Origin of the sequence: Pseudomonas sp., assembly GCF_041601375.1 — a bacterium.
GTDB lineage: Bacteria > Pseudomonadota > Gammaproteobacteria > Pseudomonadales > Pseudomonadaceae > Aquipseudomonas.
Map to the genome: position 1 here is coordinate 1 of NZ_JBFIIG010000010.1, position 18,782 is coordinate 18,782.

The following is an 18,782-nucleotide window of genomic DNA, read 5'->3' on the forward strand; positions in this document are numbered from 1 at the left end:
GCTTTCTACTCAACCGCTTGCGCCTCCGATCAGCTTCTGGCATCCCGTCAGCGGGAGGCGAATTCTACAGCGTTTCAAACCGCTGTCAACCACCTCTTTCACCGCTTCCGATCTCCTCGACCGAAACACCGACAGGCTCAGACCACCACCTTGTCAGCCCGGCGCATTCTACACAGCTTTCGCTGCTTTGCAACCCCTCTTTTTAATCTAACTTCTTGTTTTACAAGAGGTTTTCCGAGAGGCCTGCGCCGGAAGAGGTGCGAATTATAGGCCCAGCAGAAACTGCGTCAAGCCTTTATTCGGCTTTTAGCGTAATGCGCGCAAAAGCCTTCCAAATTCCGACTTAACAGGCTGACCAGCTATTGATCGTCCTCTTCACTTGAACCCGCCCTGGAGTCTCCGGTAAAGGCTTGACCTGTCGCTCGCTATAAACCAACCAGCGGCTGACGGAACGCTATCAGATTGGATGATGGGGACAGCTGTGCAGCAGGATGATCTTCGCCAGATAGCAAAACCTGCGACATACCCAAGCGAATTACCTAAGAGATCTGAAAACGTGTAGCAGCCGATAATGGCGAGCCTTGCATGGACGACCAAGGAGAACATCCACGCCGCCGAGGGATCCTTGGTCCTAATTTGAACAAGCTATGGACTCGGATGAGTTCGGGTAGCAATTGCTCGCCAGCGGCTCGGCAAGCGCTTACCCCCAGAAGCGATAGCCCATTAGGGCCTCAGCCCCCTGCTGGCGACCGAGTGGCACAGAGGCCGTAATTAGCTTACCCGGCAGTAGCGGCACGAATCCGGGGAGCCTCGAAGGCTTCCGGACTGATATTGCCCGGAGCGCAATGACCACGCTGACGAATGCGGTTACGCCATACTAAAGGCAGTATCCTGTTCGCCTTGGAGCGCCTTGTTCGAAACCTAAGGCGCTACACCAGAGGCGACCGCCCTCGATCATGCATGCGGATCTGTTGAGAGGGATAAATAATCGCGCCAAAGCGATCACCCGCATGGCCTATGACTGCTCGAACGTCGACTACTTTCTACCTGAAAATCAAGGCTGCCTTCCCTGGGAAAGCGCAATGAACCAGAAAAGCCGGCGTTTCTGCGCAGCAGATTCTGGCCGACTTCGCGTAATCAAATCTCAGAGGTTGTGAACATATCAAGCGCCGTAGCGAGGCCATCTCGAGGCGTTCGCAGCGCAACGTCAGCATCGGGTGTCTGGAGGCGGTCGCAGTAGGCGAGCCTTTTTTCACAAGCGCTCAGTGGCCACGCTACTGGCAATCACCGCACTCGGCCCAGCAATAGGCACAGGCAATCCATCTTCGGCCGCTACCACTTCGCGCACCATATCCCAGTCCAGTCGCAGACTGCCCAGATCCTCACGCTTGAGTAGCGCATTGATAACGGCTGCGTGCCTGTCGACAACAGAAGACTCGCCTGTATCGTCAAGCGGTGCATGCGCCTCCAGATACACCTTGCCGTCACTCAAACCAAACTTATATGGCTCGTTGATGATGCGCACAGGCGTGCCAACCGGCGCCATGTCGGCAAGTTGCAGTATGTTGTGGTTGAGCATACGGAAACAGCCGTGACTGACGCGCATGCCGATACCGAACTTCTTGTTGGTGCCATGGATCAGGTAACCCGGCAGCGACAGGGTCAACTTGTAGGGCCCAAGGGGGTTATCCGGCCCGGGGGGGACATAAGCCGGCAGCGGATCGCCATCGGCAGCATGCTCCTCAAGAATCGACTGCGGAGGAGTCCAGCCCGGGTTTGGTGTTTTCGCGGTAATACGCGCATCGGCCAGCGGTGAGTTCCACCCCTCGCGGCCAATCCCCAGCGGATAGGTATGCACCACGCCCTGCCCCTTAGGGAAGTAGTACAGGCGGTACTCGGCGAGATTGATCACGATTCCCTCGCGCGGCCCCGACGGCAGAATAAAGCGCGTGGGCAGGATGATTTCCGCGCCTTCTCCAGGCAGCCAGGCATCGACCCCCGGGTTGGCTGCGATCATTTCCAGATAACCCAAATCGTTGGCAACACCAAGATCGGCAAAAGTGTCTTCGTATTTGGCTCTGATTACCTGCACGTGGCCGACAACGTCTTCACCGGGTGGCGGCAAAGGCCATTCCATGGCAACCACAGAACTGGCGCCGAACAACGCGCAGAGTGACAAGCAGCGGGCGATGGCAGGAACGCGCGACGACATTCGTAAATCCTTGACAAAATGGCTGACAATTCAACTGGGTAATTGTACATCGGTGGTGAAAATATCCAACGCTGTGTCGAGGTAACTTCAGGTCAAGACGAACGTTATTTCACGGCCTCTCAGGCCAGAGCGGCCGTTGCCCGCGGCGCTGCGCGTCGAGGTTCGCGCGGCACGCCGAACACAGGCGAGTATCGCGCAACATGCCTTTGTCGAGCTCGCGCCAGAGCGGTTGCGCCGGCAACAACCCGCCGCACAAGGTACGATCGGCAAAGCCACCCAGCTCGAGTTGACGCGCGACCAGATGCACGCGCACCTCTCGGCAGGCGAACAAGTCAAGCTGCTCGTCCGGCTCGATCAGTTGATAGGCGTACAAGGACCAGGCAGAACGCGGCATTGATGGCTCCTAGGCGGGGGCGCCACATTATCCGAAAGACTGCTCGCGGAAAAGCCTGTCAAAGCAGCGACTGCAGGGTCGGCCAGAGGTTTTCCAGGAGCACTGTCTGAGCAACTGCGGCTGGATGAATACCATCGCGCTGCATCATTTCGGGAACGCCGCCCACCCCGTCCAGAAAGAAGGGGACGAAGGCCACCTGCTTCTCCTCCGCCAAGGTGGCAAACACCTGCGCAAAGGCTGTCGTGTAACGGATACCGTAATTGGGTGGCAAACGCATCCCCAAAAGCAGCACCTTTGCCCCTGCGTCCTGCGCTTGCTCAATCATCGACGCAAGATTCTGTTGCAATTGAGCCGGGGGCTGGCCGCGCAAACCATCGTTGCCGCCAAGCTCTAGAATCACCAGGTTTGGCTGATGCTCGACAAGCAGCCCAGGTAGCCGTGCGGCGCCGCCTGCACTGGTATCGCCACTGATCGAGGCATTCACCACCTGGTGTTCATAACCCTGCTCGGCCAGGCGTTTTTCCAGCAAAGCGACCCAACCCTGACGGGTATCCAGGCCGAAAGCCGCGCTGATACTATCGCCAACGACTAGCACGGTGTCCGCCAGCGCGACCTGCCCCCAGCACAACAGGGTGAAAATCGCACTCATTAACCCTGCACGCATTGGATTCCCCATGAGCTCAAGCATTCTTACCGCCCGCAACCTTAGCAAAGTGGTTGCCAGCGCGGAAGGCGAGTTGACCATACTCCATGATCTGTCCCTGGCAATGAACAAGGGCGATAGCCTGGCCATTGTCGGCAGCTCGGGCTCGGGCAAGTCGACCCTGCTCGGCCTGCTCGCCGGTCTCGACCTGCCGAGTGGCGGTACTGTTGCCTTGGCCGGGCACGACCTGGCCGCACTCGATGAAGATCAGCGCGCACGGGTACGTGCCGAGCATGTCGGCTTCGTCTTTCAATCCTTCCAATTACTCGACAGCCTCGACGCCCTGGAAAACGTCATGCTGCCGCTGGAGCTGGAAGGCCATGCCGATGCCCGCCAGCGCGCCCGCGCCCTGCTCGAACGGGTCGGTCTGGGGCAGCGCCTGACCCACTATCCGCGCCAGCTCTCCGGCGGCGAGCAGCAGCGCGTGGCCATTGCCCGCGCCTTTGTGGCCGAGCCTGACGTGCTGTTCGCCGACGAGCCCACCGGCAACCTCGACAGCCACACCGGTGAACGCATCAGCGACCTGCTCTTCGAGCTTAACCGGGAACGCGGCGCGACCCTGGTGCTGGTCACCCATGACGAACGCCTGGCCCATCGCTGCCAACGCCTGATCCGCCTCGAAGGCGGCCACCTGGTCGACCACGTGGAACCCTGATGACTGGCTTGCCGTTTGCCCGACTGCTCTCGCTGGCGACTCGCCAACTGTTGCGCGACGCCCGCGCCGGCGAGTTGCGCGTACTGTTTTTCGCCCTGTTGGTCGCAGTCGCGACCAGCACTGCAATCGGCTACTTCAGTGCGCGACTGAATGACGGCATGCTGATGCGAGCCACCGAGTTCCTCGGCGCCGACCTGCTGCTCAGCGGCAGTTCGCCCGCCGCACCGGAACAGATCAGCCACGGTAAACAGCTGGGCCTGGACCATTCCCAAGTGGTCGAGTTCTCCAGCGTGATCGCCGGCGATGCCGGTATCCAGCTGGCCAGCGTCAAAGCCGCCGACAACGCCTACCCCCTGCGTGGCCAGCTGAAAAGCGCCGCGGCCCCCTACGAAGTTGAGCAAGCCGGCGCGGGGCCACAACCCGGCGAGGCCTGGGCCGAGGCGCGCTTGTTCGCCGCACTCGAACTGAGCGTCGGCGACACCATCGAGGTCGGCTCGAAAACCCTGACCCTGCGTCGGGTCCTGACCTACGAACCGGATCGTGCCGGCGACTTCTATAGCCTAACCCCGCGCGTACTGATGCACCTGGACGATCTGACTGCCACCGGCGTGGTGCAACCCGGCAGCCGGGTGCGCTACCGCGAACTCTGGCGTGGCGCACCAGAAGCGCTGGCGGCTTACCGCCAAGCCATCGGCGCAGACCTGGCGGCCAACCAGCGCCTCGAAGATGCCCGCGACGGCAACCGGCAAATCGGCAGCGCCCTGGGCCGCGCCGAACGCTACCTGAACCTCGCCAGTCTGGCGGCCGTGCTGCTCGCCGGGGTTGCGGTAGCCCTTTCGGCCGCGCGCTTCGCCGCCAGGCGCTTCGATGCCAGTGCCTTGCTGCGCTGCCTTGGACTGTCGCGCAACCAGGCGCTGGGCCTGTTCAGCCTGCAACTGGCCCTGCTCGGTCTCGGTGCCAGCCTGATCGGCGCCTTGCTCGGCTGGCTGGCCCAGCATGGCCTGTTCTACCTGTTGCAGGACCTGCTGCCGACGCAGATCCCGGCGGGCGGTTTATGGCCCGCACTGGCCGGCATCGCCACCGGCCTGGTCGCCCTCGCCGGCTTCGCCCTGCCTCCCCTGGCCGCCCTCGGCCGAGTGCCGCCGCTACGCGTGTTGCGCCGCGACCTGCTACCCGTGCCCGCCAGTTCCTGGCTGGTGTATGGCGCCGCCCTGTTCGCCCTCGGCCTGATCATGTGGCGCCTGAGCCTGGACCTGCAACTGACCTTCGCCCTGCTCGGCGGCGGTCTGGTCGCCGCCCTGCTGCTCGGTGGCCTGCTCCTGCTCGGCCTGCAAAGCCTGCGCCGTCTGCTGGCCCGCGCGTCACTGCACTGGCGCCTCGGGCTCGGCCAGTTGCTCCGTCATCCCTTGGCCGCCGCCGGGCAAGCCCTGGCGTTCGGCCTGATCCTCCTGGCCATGGCCTTGATCGCCCTGCTGCGCGGGGAACTGCTCGATACCTGGCAGGATCAATTGCCAGAGCAGGCGCCCAATCATTTCGCCCTGAATGTATTACCGGCCGACAAGGATGCATTTGCCGCCCGCCTGGCCGAGCTATCGCCTCACCCAGCTCCGCTCTACCCGGTGGTGCCCGGACGTCTGACCATGATCAATGGCGAGCCGGTGCGGCAAATCGTCAGCAAGGAGTCCCAGGGCGAGCGCGCCGTTCGCCGTGACCTCAGCCTAACCTGGGCGGCCGATCTGCCCGTGGGCAATCAGTTGCTCGCCGGCGATTGGTGGAGCGCGTCCACCGCCGACGACTTGCCGGGCGTCTCGGTCGAGTCGGAGTTGGCCGAGAGCCTGCAGCTCCAACTGGGCGACCGCTTGCGTTTCAATGTCGGCGGCCTCGACCGCGACGCCCGGGTCAGTAACCTGCGTGAAGTCGACTGGAACAGCTTCCAGCCCAACTTCTACATGATCTTCGAACCCGGCACCCTGCAGGATCTGCCGGTCACCTACCTGACCAGCTTCTACCTCCCCCCCCAGCAGGAACGACGCCTGGTCGAACTGTCGCGCGCCTTTCCCGCGGTCACCCTGCTGCAAGTCGAAGCCCTGCTCGCGCAGCTGCGCAGCATCCTGGCCCAGGTTACTCTGGCCATCGAGTTCGTCTTACTGTTCGTTCTCGCCGCCGGCCTGGCCGTGCTGTTCGCCGGGTTGCAGGCCACCCTGGACGAGCGCATCCGCCAGGGCGCCTTGCTGCGCGCCCTGGGGGCCGAGCGCAAATTGCTGGTCAAGGCGCGGCGGACCGAGTTCGTCCTGCTCGGGGCTATCAGTGGCCTGCTGGCCGCCATTGGCTGCGAACTGATCAGTTTCCTGCTCTATCGCTTCGCCTTCGACCTGGCCTGGAATGCCCACCCCGGGCTATTGCTCCTGCCGCCGATCGGCGCGCTTCTGGTGGGCGGCGCTGGCGTGCTGGGTACCCGCCGCGCATTGAATGTCAGCCCGCTGACGGTGCTGCGCGAGGGCTGATAGACTCGCAACTCACTCGTCACCCAGCAGTCCTATGAGTCGCTATCGCCCACCCCGTTCCGCCGGCACGCCACTGATCACCCCCGAAGGCGAGGCGCGCCTGCGCGCCGAACTGCACGAGCTTTGGCACGTACGCCGGCCCCAGGTTACCCAGTCGGTCAGTGAGGCGGCGGCGCAAGGTGATCGTTCGGAGAACGCCGAGTACACCTATGGCAAGAAAATGCTGCGCGAGATCGACAGTCGCGTGCGCTTTCTCAGCAAGCGCCTGGAAAGCCTGAAAGTGGTCAGCAGCCGACCCAGCGATGCCGACAAGGTCTATTTCGGCGCCTGGGTCACCCTCGAAGACGAGGACGGCAAGGAGTCACGCTACCGTATCGTCGGCCCGGACGAGCTGGAGCTGAAACTCAACCTGATCAGCATCGACTCGCCCCTGGCCCGCGCCCTGATCGGCAAAGCCCTGGATGCCGAGGTCCGGGTGGCAACCCCGACCGGCGAGAAGACCTGGTATGTGATCGCCATCGATTACCCCTAATTGCAGGCAGCACTTTCAACTACTGACAGGCTTAGCGGCGGGTGATCAAGCCCTGCCGGGCGACCCGCGTCAGCTCCCGCACGGTGACATGCAGATGCTCGGCACTGGGTGCTTGCAGCACGGCCATATCGAAGCTGTCGCGGGCGAAGCGCGCCAGCGCCTTATAGTCGTCGACGAAGTGGATCAGAAAGGCGCGCGACCCGCCCCAACGTCTGGGCCAGCCGTCGAGATAGCGCAGCAGGGTCGGCTGGTGGCTGCCGCCGAGGAGAATTTTCAGATTGCGCTGGCTCAGCCCGGACGTGATCGGGGCCAAACGAACCAGTGGTTGGGGACAACTCATGCTCATGTCTCCGCCTCATGAATCCCGCCGGGCAGGTGAGAGGCGACACCGAACCAGCGCTTTAGCGGTATTTCGAAGCCTCCGCAGAGTCCTTCTCAGAGCCTTGCAATCTGCAAGTGACTCGGCGCCCCGCAAGTAGCTGTTTAAATCGGCGCATGGACAGCATCCTAGAGAAGCCTGCGCAATACTGTCAAGACAGCGCCCCACACGGGAATCGAACGCCATGAAAGACGATGTTCTGCGCCTGTTCTTTGCCCTGGGCTGCCCGCTTGAACTGGCCGAGGCCATCACCACCTGGCGCAGCAGCCTGCACCTGCACGGCCGGCCGGTCGCCGCGGCCAATCTGCACCTGACCCTGGCCTTTCTTGGCCAGCAGCCGCGCGCTCGCGTAGCGGAGTTGCAGGGCCTGGCGGACGGGTTGCGCGCAACTGCATTCGAGCTGCACCTCGATCGCCTCGGACGGCACCGCAATGGCCTGCTGTACCTGGCCCCGAGCCACACGCCAGAAGCATTGCTGGAACTGGTCGAGCGGCTGTGCAGCAACCTGAGCAGCGCCGCGATCCAGCTGGACAACCGGCCTTTTCGCGCCCACCTCAGTTTGCTGCGGCGCTGCCCCATGCAGCCAATCGACGCCAACCCGTGCTTCGACTGGTCGGTGACCCGGTTTTCCCTGTTCGCCTCCGAACAGAGCACCCGGGGCACCCATTATCGGCCGTTGCACACCTGGCCACTGTTGCGCAACGGTCCGGCCTGAGGCTGCACCCTGCAATAAGCCGTCGCTCGCGAGAGGTGCACTGCCCTGCGCCCAAATACGCCCTGGGAACCCACAGATAGCCTGTTGCACACTTAATAAAAATGCCGCTTTCCCTTGGCAGGAAAGCGGCATTTTTCTGGGCGTTGAACCGTAGAACGGATGGCGTCCGTGCTTAGCCAGCGATTTGCTTGTCCAGCGACAGCTTGCCCGCCCCTTCGACCAGTATGGCCAGGCTAATGGCCATCAAGGCCAAGGCGAATTCATAGCCGTTGTTGCTCATGAAGAAGCCGTTGCTCAAATGCACCGTGACAATCGCCACCAGCATGGTCACCGCCAACACTGCCGCCACCGGGCGCGTCAGCAGACCGATGACCAGGGCCAAACCGCCGAAGAATTCGGCGCTGCCAGCCAGCAATGCCATCTGATAGCCCGGCGTCAGGCCGATGCTCTCCATCCACTGACCGACCCCCACCAGCCCATAACCGCCGAACCAGCCAAACAATTTCTGCGCCCCATGCGCAGCGAAGGTCAGGCCAGCGATGATGCGCACTATGGTCAGGCCGTAACCTGCTTGAGTAGCGACGACAGATTTGATCAGAGTGTTCATGGGTTGCAATCCTTGTGGGTAGGGGTTGATGGAGCCAAGACTAACCCAATTATCAGATATTAAAAGCCGATAAATCCGCTAATTAATATCGTATAAGCAGATCACTCCCGCACGCTAACCACCGCTTCCTGCGGCTCCAGCAAATAACGCTCGCGGTTATAAGCAAGGTAGTACTTGTTCACGCTATTTACATAACTGACCACGCCCATCCCGACCTGCTCCATGGCGATCCGCTCGACCTGGAAAAACCACTGATTGGGATTCAGGCCACGCCGACGGGCCTCGGCGCGCATACCCTGCACCCGCTGCGGCCCCATGTTGTAACCCGCCAGCACGAAGGCCATGCGCTCGCGCTCGTTGAGCTGCGGACTGTTGAAGAAGTTGCGCCGAATCATCGCCAGGTACTTGGCGCTGGCCTGCACGTTGTTCTCCAGCACGCCGATATTGGCGACCCCGACACTGCGCGCGGCGGCCGGGGTCATCTGCATCAAACCGGTGGCGCCACCGGCACCCCGCGCAGCCGGATCGAGGGTGGATTCCTTGAACGCCAGCGCGGCCAGGGTCAGCCAATCGAAGCCATGCTGCGCGGCATGCCGTTGCAGCACCGGACGCACTTTCTCCAGGCGTTGACGTTCGATTCGCCCAAGCGGGTAATGCACCTTGTAGAGACGCCGATAGATCCGCTGAAATGCGCCATCCAGATCGGCCGGGGCGCGATAGGCCGCCAGAAAACGGTCGACACTGGCACCGAGCATCGACGCTTCACGGCGCAGGTACCAGCGCATGTCGCCGTCCTTGGCCAGAACCAGGTGCGGCTCCGGGCGCAGCTTGGGCATGACCTTGGCCCAGCGCTCGGCAATCGGCTGCTCCACTGCGGTGACACTGTAGATACCGGCCTGCACCATTTCCAGCACATCCTCGACCGCGAGGCTGGGGTCGACCCACTCGATGATGATCGGCGGTCGCTTGTTCTGCAGCAGCTTCTGGTTGAACGCATGCACGGCAGTGCCCGCGGCACTACCAGTCGCCAAGGCCAAGCTACGCCCGGACATCTGCTCGAGACTCTGATAGCGCCTATCGCCCTGGCGCGCCACTATGATCAAGGGGACATTGCTACGGATCGCCGCACTGGCGCTGACACCGCCGCCACCGCGCATGTCGAGCAACTCCCCCGGCGCGACAAGATCGCCTTCGCCACGCTGCAGGGCCGCGAGCAGTTGGTCCTTGGCTTTGGGAATGATCTTCAGTTTGAGCGCGCGACCATCGCGGGCTTGCCGGTTGAGGTACTGCTCGAATGCACGCAGGCGGTGGTACTCCACCCCGATGCTCTGGCCTTTGATTTCACCGGAGCTATTGCGACTCTGATTGACCAGCACACGCAGTTCACCACTGTGGCGAATACTCGCCAGATCACGCGCCTGGCTCGGCTGCCGCACTTCGAGCGGCCCAGCCACACGTGCAGCGGCCGACAACGGCAGCAGTAAGAAAAGACAGAATACGAGCAGCGGGCGCGACATCGAGTCTCCACGGCGAGGGCAGCCACCAGGCGTCATTGGCCGAGTGAGAGTACCGCAGCGCTCGCCAAGTTCCAGGAATGCGTGGGCCGCGGAGATTCGCACAGCTCGCTGGCGGATACCAGCCCGACGACCGACTCAACATTACAAAGCCATCATATCGCACTGTAATTTATGGATTTTTTTAAAACAAAAAAGCTCTGCTATGCTGCCATCCCCAGCCCATAGGTCGCACCATGCAACTCATCGACATAGGCGTCAACCTGACTCACCCAAGCCTCGCCGAACAGCCTGAGGCCCTGCTCGCCCGCGCCTATGCCGCCGGGGTCTGCCAGCTTGTGCTGACCGGTACCAGCCTCGAACAGAGTGAACAGGCCCTGGAGCTGTGCCGCCAACTGGATGAAAACGGCCAGCGCCTGTTCAGCACCGCCGGCATTCACCCGCACGACGCCAGCAGCTGGCACGCCGACAGCGCCAACCATCTGCGGGCCTTGCTGCGTGAGCCACAGGTGCGCGCCGTGGGTGAATGCGGGCTCGACTTCAATCGTGATTTTTCGCCGCGCCCACAACAGGAAAAGGTACTCGAAGAACACCTGGCCCTGGCCGTCGACCTGCAGATGCCGGTCTTCCTCCATGAACGCGACGCCGACCAGCGTCTGCTGGAGATCCTGCGCGACTACCGCCACCGCTTGCCCGCAGCGGTGGTGCACTGCTTCACCGGCGAAAAGCGCGCCCTGTTCAACTACCTAGACCTCGACCTGCACATCGGTATCACCGGCTGGATTTGCGACGAGCGCCGCGGCACCCACCTGCACCCGCTGGTGAGGGAAATCCCGGTCGGCCGGCTGATGCTGGAAACCGATTCACCGTTTCTGCTGCCGCGCAGCCTGCGCCCGAAACCGAAGAACGGCCGCAACGAACCGGCCTTCCTGACCGAGGTGCTCCGAGAGGTGGCGCTGCACCGCAACGAAAGCCTGGAAACCTTGGCGGCGCACAGCAGCGCCTGCGCCAGGCAGTTCTTCGGCCTGCCCGTCGTTGCCGAGACAGCCGCCGAGAGCGAGCACGACTGAAGTCCGCGGCGGCCGCACGACACAACACTTGAGAAATAACCGCGGCAAGACTTTTTCTAAAGTCCGCAGCAAAGCAGTCGTTAACCTGAACGGACCTTCCTGTTGATAAAGATCAACAGGCGCTATGCAGTTTCGCGAGACAGTAATAGCTCTTTGCCAAATTGCTTCCACCGCCAGCAGAAGAAGACATCTATGGGCTCTTGGGTTCGCGATCTTTCACTCAAATACAAGTTCTGGGCCGTCAATGCAGTGGCCTTCTTCACGACCCTGCTGCTGGTGCTCTACGCCCTGCAACTGGAACAACAGGTTCATGTCGACGCCGCCAAGCGCGCCGCACAAGCGCAGGCCAAACTCCTGAGTGCCTGGCCGGCAGGCCAGCCGCTGCCTGACGGCGCGCATCTGCTGGCGTTTGCCGATGGCCAGACACCGCCGCTGGCCAACAACCAGGGCGCCAGCCTGAGCCGGGCGCGCGGCTGGGTCGCCCTGGAGCATGACCCGCTGTCGACCCAAGACGGCTTGATCGGCGCCGAGGTCATCGACCTGGGTCAGGGCCAACGCCTCGCCGTACTGGCCCATGCGCCCAGCCTGATGCAGGTGATCGCCGAGCGCGCACTGAGCTATGCGCTGGTTGTCGTCCTGCTGATGCTGGTCCTGCTGGCGGCCTCGCAACTGCTGATCCACTTCCTGCTGAGCCACCTCAACACCCTCAAGGATGTGATGCTCCAGGTCGAGAAAAGCGGCGACCTGGCGGCACGCGTGCCCCTCGACTGCCGTGACGAAGTCGGCCAGATGGCCACTGCCTTCAATGCCATGCAGGCCGGTTACCAACGCGTGGTCGGCATCGTTGCGCAGACCGCCGCACGCCTGGACGAAGGCGCCGAGCGCATGGCCCTGAGCATGCGTGACGTGCGCCAGGGCATGCTCGACCAGCAAAGCGAGACCGAGCAGGCGGCCACCGCGATCAACGAGATGTCCACCACCGTCCACCATATCGCCCAGCACACGGCGGATACCCGCGACCAGTCAAAAACCGCCGAGCAACTGGCCGGTAGCGGTCAACAAGTGGTCGACCGTGTCGGCCAGTCGATCTCCGGTCTGTCCAGCGGCGTGCAACAGACCGCGCAAATGATCCAGCAACTGGCCGTCGACAGTCAGAAAATCAGCACCGTCGTCAGTGAAATTCACGGCATTGCCGAACAGACCAACCTGCTCGCCCTCAACGCCGCCATCGAAGCCGCCCGCGCAGGCGAAATGGGCCGCGGTTTCGCGGTGGTGGCCGACGAGGTACGCAATCTGGCCAAGCGCGTGCAGGTCTCAACCGATGAAATCACCCTGATGATCACCTCCCTGCAAAGCGGCACCCGTGATGCCGTCGAGTTCATGCAGGAAAGCTCGCTCAAGGCCGATGACTGCGTGCAACAGGCCCGCGAAGCGGGCGAGGCGCTGGTTGCCATCACCGCTTCGGTGGCGCAGATGCGCGAAAGCAACACCCAGATTGCGGTGGCCGCCGAGCAGCAGAGTCAGGTGGCCGAAGAAATGAATCGTTCCATCGTGAGCATTCGCGACGTCACCGAGCAGACGGTGCAGCAAACCTCAGGCTCCGCCGCCACCAGTTCCGAGCTGGCAACCATGGCCGGCGAACTGACCAAGGCCATCCGCCAGCTCAGGCTGTAGCAACAGGAACGGCAACGAGGGTTGAAACGCGACAATACTCCGTAGCCCCGGATAAACCGGCACAGGCTGCAGTCCGCGATTCGACTGCGGATGGCAGCGGCGCAGGGCAGGTTACGGTGCTGTTTGCCGGTTAACCGAACACCGTGACCGTCTGCCGGCTGATCGCCAGCAACTCACCGCGCGGCCCCCACAAGGCGGCGGCGATGTGTCCGTAGCCGTCGCGGGCATGCTCGATCTGCGCACGGTAGAGGCACCAGTCGCGGGTATTCAGTTCGACAACCGGCTGGATGAACTCGATGGTCCAGGTCAGCGAGCTGCCGGGCGCCGGTGTACGCAGGTGCGGTAGAACCGCCGGCGGCCAGGCATCGACCAGGGCCAGCAGGTGCGCCTCGCCGACCGGCTGCACCTCGCCCCCTTCGCGCATGCGCACCCAGCCGCCCATTTCCCGCGAGGGGTTGTTGCTGAAGGGCATGCCGCCGATCCCCCAGCGCATCGCCAGGAAGCGAGTGAACTCCGGGGTCACATTGCGCACATAGGCGAGTTCCTGGCAGTCCTCGACCGCTTTGATCTGCGGCGCGGGCTCGGCAGCGACCTCTATCGCCGACTGGCGCGCCGCGCCGAAACTGCCCTGCACCAGGGTCACCACCTGACCATTCTGCACCGCGCGGCCCAGCACCTGACTGACCGACCTGCCTTCACGCAGCACCTCGACCTGGAAACTCACCGGCACATCCGGCTCGGCCGGGCCGACGAAGGTGATCGCCAGCGAACGCGGTGGTCGTCCTGCGGGAACGTGGGCGCGCATGGCTTCATACACCAGCGCCGCCATCAAACCACCAAAACTGGCCCGCCCCTGCGCCCAGACGGACGGGATCACCACGGCCTGCGGGTTGGCGCGAACGGCCTGGAGCAACTCGGAAAAATCCATAACCACCTCAAGACATCGATAGCAGGTGATCTTAGGGGAAATCCACGGCGGGGCGAAACGGCGTTTCGGCCAATTGACGCGGGCAAACGGCGGGGCGTGCGCGGAGATCCGACTTACCCTCGCTACGAACGGTCACGAGATAAAGTCCTCTTGCAGCGCCAGCAATGCCAGGTCCGCCCGCTCCTCGGCTGCCTGCAATGCCGTGCGCCAAGTGTCGACGCAGGCGGCCAGATCCGCTTCCTGCTCGGCCCGCTGCAACCGCTGCAACAGATCATGCCAATCGCCCAGCGCCGACTGCGCCGCCTTCAGGCGCGCCAGGGTCTTGGCCGACAATCCGCTCGGTTTCGGGTAGGCCTCGGCGCCGTAGCGCACGCGCTTGATCAACAAGCGCAGCCGATGGCGATCATGCGCCGGATCGACCAGGGCCTCGGCCAGGCGCCGCTGCTGCTTGGTCAGGCGACGCTCGACGCGTTTAGTCAGACCACGCAACTCGGCGTCCGCCGCCGCTTGGCGCCACGATTGCGGCCACTGATCCAGCGCCGCGAACAGCGCCGGCAGCGCGGCGTCGGCCAGCAGCGCTCGATAACCATCGAGCAGCCGCGACTGACGCCGGCTGACCGCATCATGCATGCCCAGAGCCTGCAAATGGCCGATCAGCACCTCGAGATCACGTAACGGCCCACTGATTCGCCCGAGCTCGGCCGCCTGTTGCTGCAGCGCATCACACGCCTCCACGCCGCGCAGCGGCCGCAGCAGGCTGCGTAGCTTGCGCAGGGCGATGCGCAGGTCGTGCACGGCTTCAGGATCGGTCGCCGCCAACAAACGTTCGCGGCAGGCATACAGCGTTATCTGCAAACGCAGAACCTGCTGCAACTCGCCTCCAATGAAGCTTCCCATAGGCCCCTCAATTACAGCCTGCCAGAGCCGCCAGCTTAGCAGGGTGCTGGAAAACTACGGCGCGCGGAGGTAATACCAACAATTTCTCGCATACTGCCTGAGTCCATATACGCCCTACGGATCGCGAGTTGCTCCGGAGCGCAGGGCAGACCGCCAGGGTAATGCCCGGCGCAATACCGCCAGGTGCGCACGCAGCACTGCCGGACAAGCCTCGCCCCCGGCATAGCGCTGCGCCTCGAACGCGGCAGCAAAGTCATGAATAGCCTGCGCCTGGGCCGGCAAGGCCAGCGCCGCACGCTCGGCATAGGCGCGCACGCCTTCGCCCGGCTGACGCTGCACGGCATGCCGCGCCAGCAAACGCTCGAAGCGCCGGAACAGACGCTGCTGCGCATCACGCTCGCGCTGCCAGGGTTTGAATAGCCAGAGCGCCAGCAGCCCCAGCAGCAGCCCACCACCGCCCACCAGGCCGAGTGCCAGAACCCGGGCGTCGATACGCCCGAACCAGCGCTGCAGCAACTCCAGCTGCTGCGCACCCTGATAGCCGAGCACCAGGCTCTGCCAGCCGTGATTGAGGTTGTCCCAGCCCAGGCGCAGCTGGTTAAGCCACGTCAGCTGACGGTAACGCAACGGCGAGAAGGGCGAGCCCTCGAGAAAGCTCTGCTCGTCGACCAGCGCCTCTTCCAGGCCCAGCTCGATGCGCTCCGGAGCCACCTGGAAGGTCGGGTCGACACTCACCCAGCCCTTGCCCGCCTGCCAGTATTCGACCCAGGCGTGGGCATCGAACTGGCGCACCTGGAGGTAGTCGCCGCCGGGGTTGTACTCGCCGCCCTGGTAGCCGGCCACCACCCGCGCCGGGATGCCGGCCGCACGCAGGACGAAGGTCATGGCGCCGGCGTAATGGGCGCAGAAGCCGTTGCGACTCTCGAAGAGGAAATCATCGATGCTGTTCAGCCCCAACCGTGGCGGGCGCAAGGTATAGCCGAAGGGCTCGCGGTTGAAATGGCTGAGCACGGCCTGCACCAGTTGCTCGGGCTGCGGGTACTGCCGCTTTAGTTCGACGCCCCAGGCGCGACTGCGTGGATCGCCATCCTCCGGCAGTTGCAGGGCGCGGCGCAGGCTGTCGCTGGAAGCCGCCGGCTCACGCACTGCCGCCGGCCAGGACGTCACCTGATAGAGCAAGGGGCGCTCGACCGGCCGCCCCCGCTGCAGACGGTAATCGCTCATCTGCCGGGTGTTTTCGAGGCTGGTTTCGGCGACGTCCAGGGCGAACAGCCAGAGCTGCGAACTGGGCTGCATGACGATGCTATAGCGCAGCGGCTCGCCCTGTTTCTCCCAGGCCGGTGCCAGCGGCAACTGGGCGAAGGCGGACTGCGACCAGCGCCGGCCGTCGAAGTGCTCGAAGGTCAACGCCCGCCAGTAGAGCTGCTCGCGTGGCGGCACCGCGCCGGCGAAACTGGCGCGAAAAGCCAACCCGCCCGAGCGGCTCAATTCGGCGATATCCGCCGGCGCCATGCTCTCGGCCAAGCCGCTGACCGCGCGCTCACTCGGCAGCGGCAGTGACCAGAGCGGCCCCAGACGCGGGAAGAAAACGAACAGCAGCAGCATCAGGGGCACGGCCTGCAGCAACATGCCGGCAGCCAGCCGTGCGGTTGCCCAGGGCTGCGCAGCGAGGCCGCTCTGCTGCAGGCCGATCAGGGCCGCCAGCAAAGCGGTGACCGGCAGCAGGCTGAACAGTGCGGCAAGCAGGCTGTCGTCGAACAGATAGGCGCTGACCACCACGAAGAAACCGAGAAAGATCACCACCAGAGCATCGCGGCGCGTGCGCATTTCGAGCAGCTTGAGGATGAAGGCGGCGACCAGCAACACCACACCGGCATCCAGGCCGAGCAAACTGCCGCGGGAAAGCAACACACCGACGGCCGTGCCGAGCAGCAAGCCGGCCTTGACCCAGGCATTCGGATAACCGGCACGCATGCGCAGTATCTGGATGCGCCAGGCCGCGCAGCCCAGCCACAGGCCGACGATCCACAGCGGCAGGTGACTCAGGTGCGGCACGATCACCAGCAGCTGGGCAACCAGCAACCAGGTCAGGCTGATCCGCGGAATATCCGCACGCCCGCTCACGCCGGCGTACCGAACAGCGCCAATGCGCGCAGGCAGGCATCGCGGTGCTGCTCGCCGCTGGCGGGCGCCAGCAACTGGCCCGGCAAGCACAGGGCAAAGGGCTGCTGGCGCTCGGACAGTTGCAGCACCCAATAACAGAGCAGCGACAGGCGCAGCTCGACATCGCCCGCCAGCGCCTCGAAATCCAGCCACGGCTCGCGCCCGCCGAACGCGGCGAAGTCCTTGACCAGCAGGCCCTGGCCGCGGGAATAGGCCTTCCAGTGCAGACGCCGCTTGGAGTCACCGGGCTGGTAACGCTTCAGCCCCTGAAAATCCTCGCTGCCCGGCCCCCGGGCACGCATGCCCTGCTCGTCCAGCTCGTCATCGGCGCCCGCGACTAGCGGCAGCTCGCCCTCCAGCGGTTGCGGATAGACCAGCAGCGCCTGATCCAGGTCGACCCAGCTCCAGGCCACCAGGATTCCCAGCGGGAAACGACTCTCGACCCGCAAGCGTCCCGGTCGCAACCAGCCACGGCGCACCGCCGGCAGGCTCAGCTCGCACTCGCTGACGCCCTGTGCCGGCACATCCCGAGTCTGATACGCCGCGCGCGACCAGCCCAGGGCAATCGCCTGGTGCGCCCGCGCGCTGCTTTCCAGGCGCAGGCGAAACGGCCCCTGTTCGCCGACGAACACCGACCTTGCCCCGGCGGCCTTGAGCACCAGACCCGCCAGGTTACGGTAGGTGTGCAGGATGGCGACGATAAACACCGATGCCAGCAAAAACGTCAGGGCATAGGCCAGGCTGTTCTGGTAATTGATCGCGGCCAGCAGCATCAGCAGCAGCGCCAGGGCAAATGCCACCCCGACCCGGGTCGGCACGATGAAGATCCGCCGCTGGGTCAGGCGCACGCTGGCGGCGGGAGGAATCCGTCGGCTCAGCCAGCGCTGCCAGTGCCGTTTGAGCAGTTGCCTCAAAGCGCCGGCACCTCGCGCAGCAACCACTGCACCAGCGCGCCGCCGCCATGCCCGGTCGGATCGCTGCGCTCGCGCAGGCGATGGCCGACCACCGCTGGCAACACCGCCTGCACATCCTCGGGAATCACATAATCGCGGCCGTCGAGAAAGGCCCAGGCACGGGCGGCGGCGAGCAGGGCCAGGCTGGCGCGTGGCGACAGACCCCAGGCGAACTGCGGCTGGCTGCGGGTGGCATCGACCAGGCGCAGCACATAGTCGACCAGCGCATCGCTGGCACGCACCCTGGGCACCTCGGCCTGGATCAGCGCCAGTTCGGCATGGTCGAGAATGGCCTCCAGGCGCGGCAGCAACGAGCGCCGCGAATAGCCGAGGAGCAGGGCTTTTTCAGCGGCCTTGGCCGGGTAACCGAGCGAAAGGCGCATGAGGAAGCGATCGAGCTGCGACTCGGGCAAGGCGAAGGTACCGCCCTGACTCACCGGGTTCTGCGTGGCGATGACGAAGAAGGGGTCCGGCAGCGGCCGGGTCGCGCCCTCGATGGTCACCTGGCCCTCCTCCATGGCCTCGAGCAGCGCACTCTGGCTCTTCGGCGTGGCCCGGTTGATCTCATCGGCCAGCACCAGCTCGGCGAAGATAGGCCCGGGGTGAAAGCGGAACTGTCCGCTTTCCCGGTCGAACACCGAGGTGCCGAGGATGTCGCCGGGCAACAGGTCGGAGGTGAACTGGATGCGCTGAAAGCTCAGGCCCAGGACCCTGGCCAGCGCGTGGCTGAGGGTGGTCTTGCCCATGCCCGGCAAGTCCTCGATCAGCAGATGACCGCGGGCCAGCAGACAGGCCAGGGCCAGGCGCACCTGCGGCTCCTTGCCCAGCAGCACCTGGTTCACCGCGTCCAGGCAGGCGTTCAGTCTTGTGCGCATCGTTCGC

At 64.0% G+C, this 18,782-nt stretch carries 17 protein-coding genes; 6 read left to right on the top strand and 11 right to left on the bottom strand.

The genetic code is table 11. The features are described 5' to 3' along the window. Positions 1-1,252: 1,252 nt before the first annotated feature. The 3 genes from ABZE94_RS02805 to ABZE94_RS02815 all read right to left on the bottom strand — a co-directional run bounded on the left by ABZE94_RS02805 (position 1,253) and on the right by ABZE94_RS02815 (position 3,270). Positions 1,253-2,212, bottom strand: a complete 960-nt coding sequence (locus ABZE94_RS02805; protein ID WP_372874012.1) for a L,D-transpeptidase family protein — start codon at positions 2,210-2,212, stop codon at positions 1,253-1,255. Positions 2,213-2,321: 109 nt separating this feature from the next. Further along, positions 2,322-2,606 (bottom strand): hypothetical protein, encoded by a 285-nt coding sequence (locus ABZE94_RS02810; protein WP_372874013.1) that lies wholly within the window; start codon positions 2,604-2,606, stop codon positions 2,322-2,324. Between the two features lie 58 nt (positions 2,607-2,664). After that, positions 2,665-3,270: an arylesterase gene (locus ABZE94_RS02815; protein WP_372874052.1), complete on the bottom strand. Its 606-nt coding sequence runs from the start codon at positions 3,268-3,270 to the stop codon at positions 2,665-2,667. A 10-nt stretch (positions 3,271-3,280) separates the two neighbouring features. Here ABZE94_RS02815 and ABZE94_RS02820 point away from each other — a divergent pair, with 10 nt between their 5' ends. Genes ABZE94_RS02820 through greB form a run of 3 tightly spaced genes read left to right on the top strand, consistent with a single transcriptional unit; the run spans position 3,281 to position 7,000 of the window. After that, on the top strand, positions 3,281-3,964 hold the full coding sequence (locus tag ABZE94_RS02820) for an ABC transporter ATP-binding protein (RefSeq protein WP_372874014.1): 684 nt from the start codon (positions 3,281-3,283) through the stop codon (positions 3,962-3,964). Then, positions 3,964-6,468: an ABC transporter permease gene (locus ABZE94_RS02825; RefSeq protein ID WP_372874015.1), complete on the top strand. Its 2,505-nt coding sequence runs from the start codon at positions 3,964-3,966 to the stop codon at positions 6,466-6,468. The genes ABZE94_RS02820 and ABZE94_RS02825 overlap by 1 nt, the downstream gene beginning before the upstream one ends. Before the next feature lie 34 nt (positions 6,469-6,502). Further along, a complete protein-coding gene (gene greB, locus ABZE94_RS02830; protein ID WP_372874016.1) occupies positions 6,503-7,000 on the top strand; it encodes a transcription elongation factor GreB in 498 nt (165 codons plus the stop codon). 31 nt (positions 7,001-7,031) lie between these two features. On the opposite strand, the gene ABZE94_RS02835 is transcribed toward greB, so the two are convergent. After that, complete coding sequence (locus tag ABZE94_RS02835) at positions 7,032-7,340, bottom strand: class I SAM-dependent methyltransferase (protein ID WP_372874017.1); 309 nt, start codon at positions 7,338-7,340, stop codon at positions 7,032-7,034. Positions 7,341-7,563: 223 nt separating this feature from the next. Between ABZE94_RS02835 and thpR the strand changes: the two genes are divergently transcribed. Continuing rightward, positions 7,564-8,094 (top strand): RNA 2',3'-cyclic phosphodiesterase, encoded by a 531-nt coding sequence (gene thpR / locus ABZE94_RS02840; protein WP_372874018.1) that lies wholly within the window; start codon positions 7,564-7,566, stop codon positions 8,092-8,094. A 172-nt stretch (positions 8,095-8,266) separates the two neighbouring features. Here the strand turns inward: thpR and ABZE94_RS02845 are convergent, their stop codons facing one another. Beyond that, positions 8,267-8,701: a DoxX family protein gene (locus tag ABZE94_RS02845; RefSeq protein WP_372874019.1), complete on the bottom strand. Its 435-nt coding sequence runs from the start codon at positions 8,699-8,701 to the stop codon at positions 8,267-8,269. A 101-nt stretch (positions 8,702-8,802) separates the two neighbouring features. Next, positions 8,803-10,218, bottom strand: a complete 1,416-nt coding sequence (locus tag ABZE94_RS02850) for a transglycosylase SLT domain-containing protein (RefSeq protein WP_372874020.1) — start codon at positions 10,216-10,218, stop codon at positions 8,803-8,805. 233 nt (positions 10,219-10,451) lie between these two features. On the opposite strand from ABZE94_RS02850, the gene ABZE94_RS02855 reads away from it, so the two are divergent. Beyond that, positions 10,452-11,285, top strand: coding sequence for a TatD family hydrolase (locus ABZE94_RS02855; protein ID WP_372874021.1), 834 nt, complete (start codon positions 10,452-10,454; stop codon positions 11,283-11,285). A 192-nt stretch (positions 11,286-11,477) separates the two neighbouring features. Then, positions 11,478-12,959 (top strand): methyl-accepting chemotaxis protein, encoded by a 1,482-nt coding sequence (locus ABZE94_RS02860; RefSeq protein ID WP_372874022.1) that lies wholly within the window; start codon positions 11,478-11,480, stop codon positions 12,957-12,959. Between the two features lie 130 nt (positions 12,960-13,089). Here the strand turns inward: ABZE94_RS02860 and ABZE94_RS02865 are convergent, their stop codons facing one another. The 5 genes from ABZE94_RS02865 to ABZE94_RS02885 form a co-directional block, all read right to left on the bottom strand. Continuing rightward, a complete protein-coding gene (locus tag ABZE94_RS02865; protein WP_372874023.1) occupies positions 13,090-13,887 on the bottom strand; it encodes an acyl-CoA thioesterase in 798 nt (265 codons plus the stop codon). Positions 13,888-14,019: 132 nt separating this feature from the next. After that, on the bottom strand, positions 14,020-14,784 hold the full coding sequence (locus tag ABZE94_RS02870; protein ID WP_372874024.1) for a CHAD domain-containing protein: 765 nt from the start codon (positions 14,782-14,784) through the stop codon (positions 14,020-14,022). A gap of 114 nt (positions 14,785-14,898) precedes the next feature. After that, positions 14,899-16,908, bottom strand: a complete 2,010-nt coding sequence (locus ABZE94_RS02875) for a DUF3488 and DUF4129 domain-containing transglutaminase family protein (protein ID WP_372874025.1) — start codon at positions 16,906-16,908, stop codon at positions 14,899-14,901. Beyond that, positions 16,905-17,861 carry a DUF58 domain-containing protein gene (locus tag ABZE94_RS02880; RefSeq protein ID WP_372874026.1) on the bottom strand — a complete coding sequence of 319 codons (957 nt, stop codon included), beginning with the start codon at positions 17,859-17,861 and terminating at the stop codon, positions 16,905-16,907. The genes ABZE94_RS02875 and ABZE94_RS02880 overlap by 4 nt, the downstream gene beginning before the upstream one ends. Further along, the gene (locus tag ABZE94_RS02885) at positions 17,858-18,775 is read right to left on the bottom strand and encodes an AAA family ATPase (RefSeq protein WP_372874027.1); all 918 of its coding nucleotides are present in this window, start codon (positions 18,773-18,775) and stop codon (positions 17,858-17,860) included. The genes ABZE94_RS02880 and ABZE94_RS02885 overlap by 4 nt, the downstream gene beginning before the upstream one ends. Positions 18,776-18,782 lie beyond the last annotated feature (7 nt).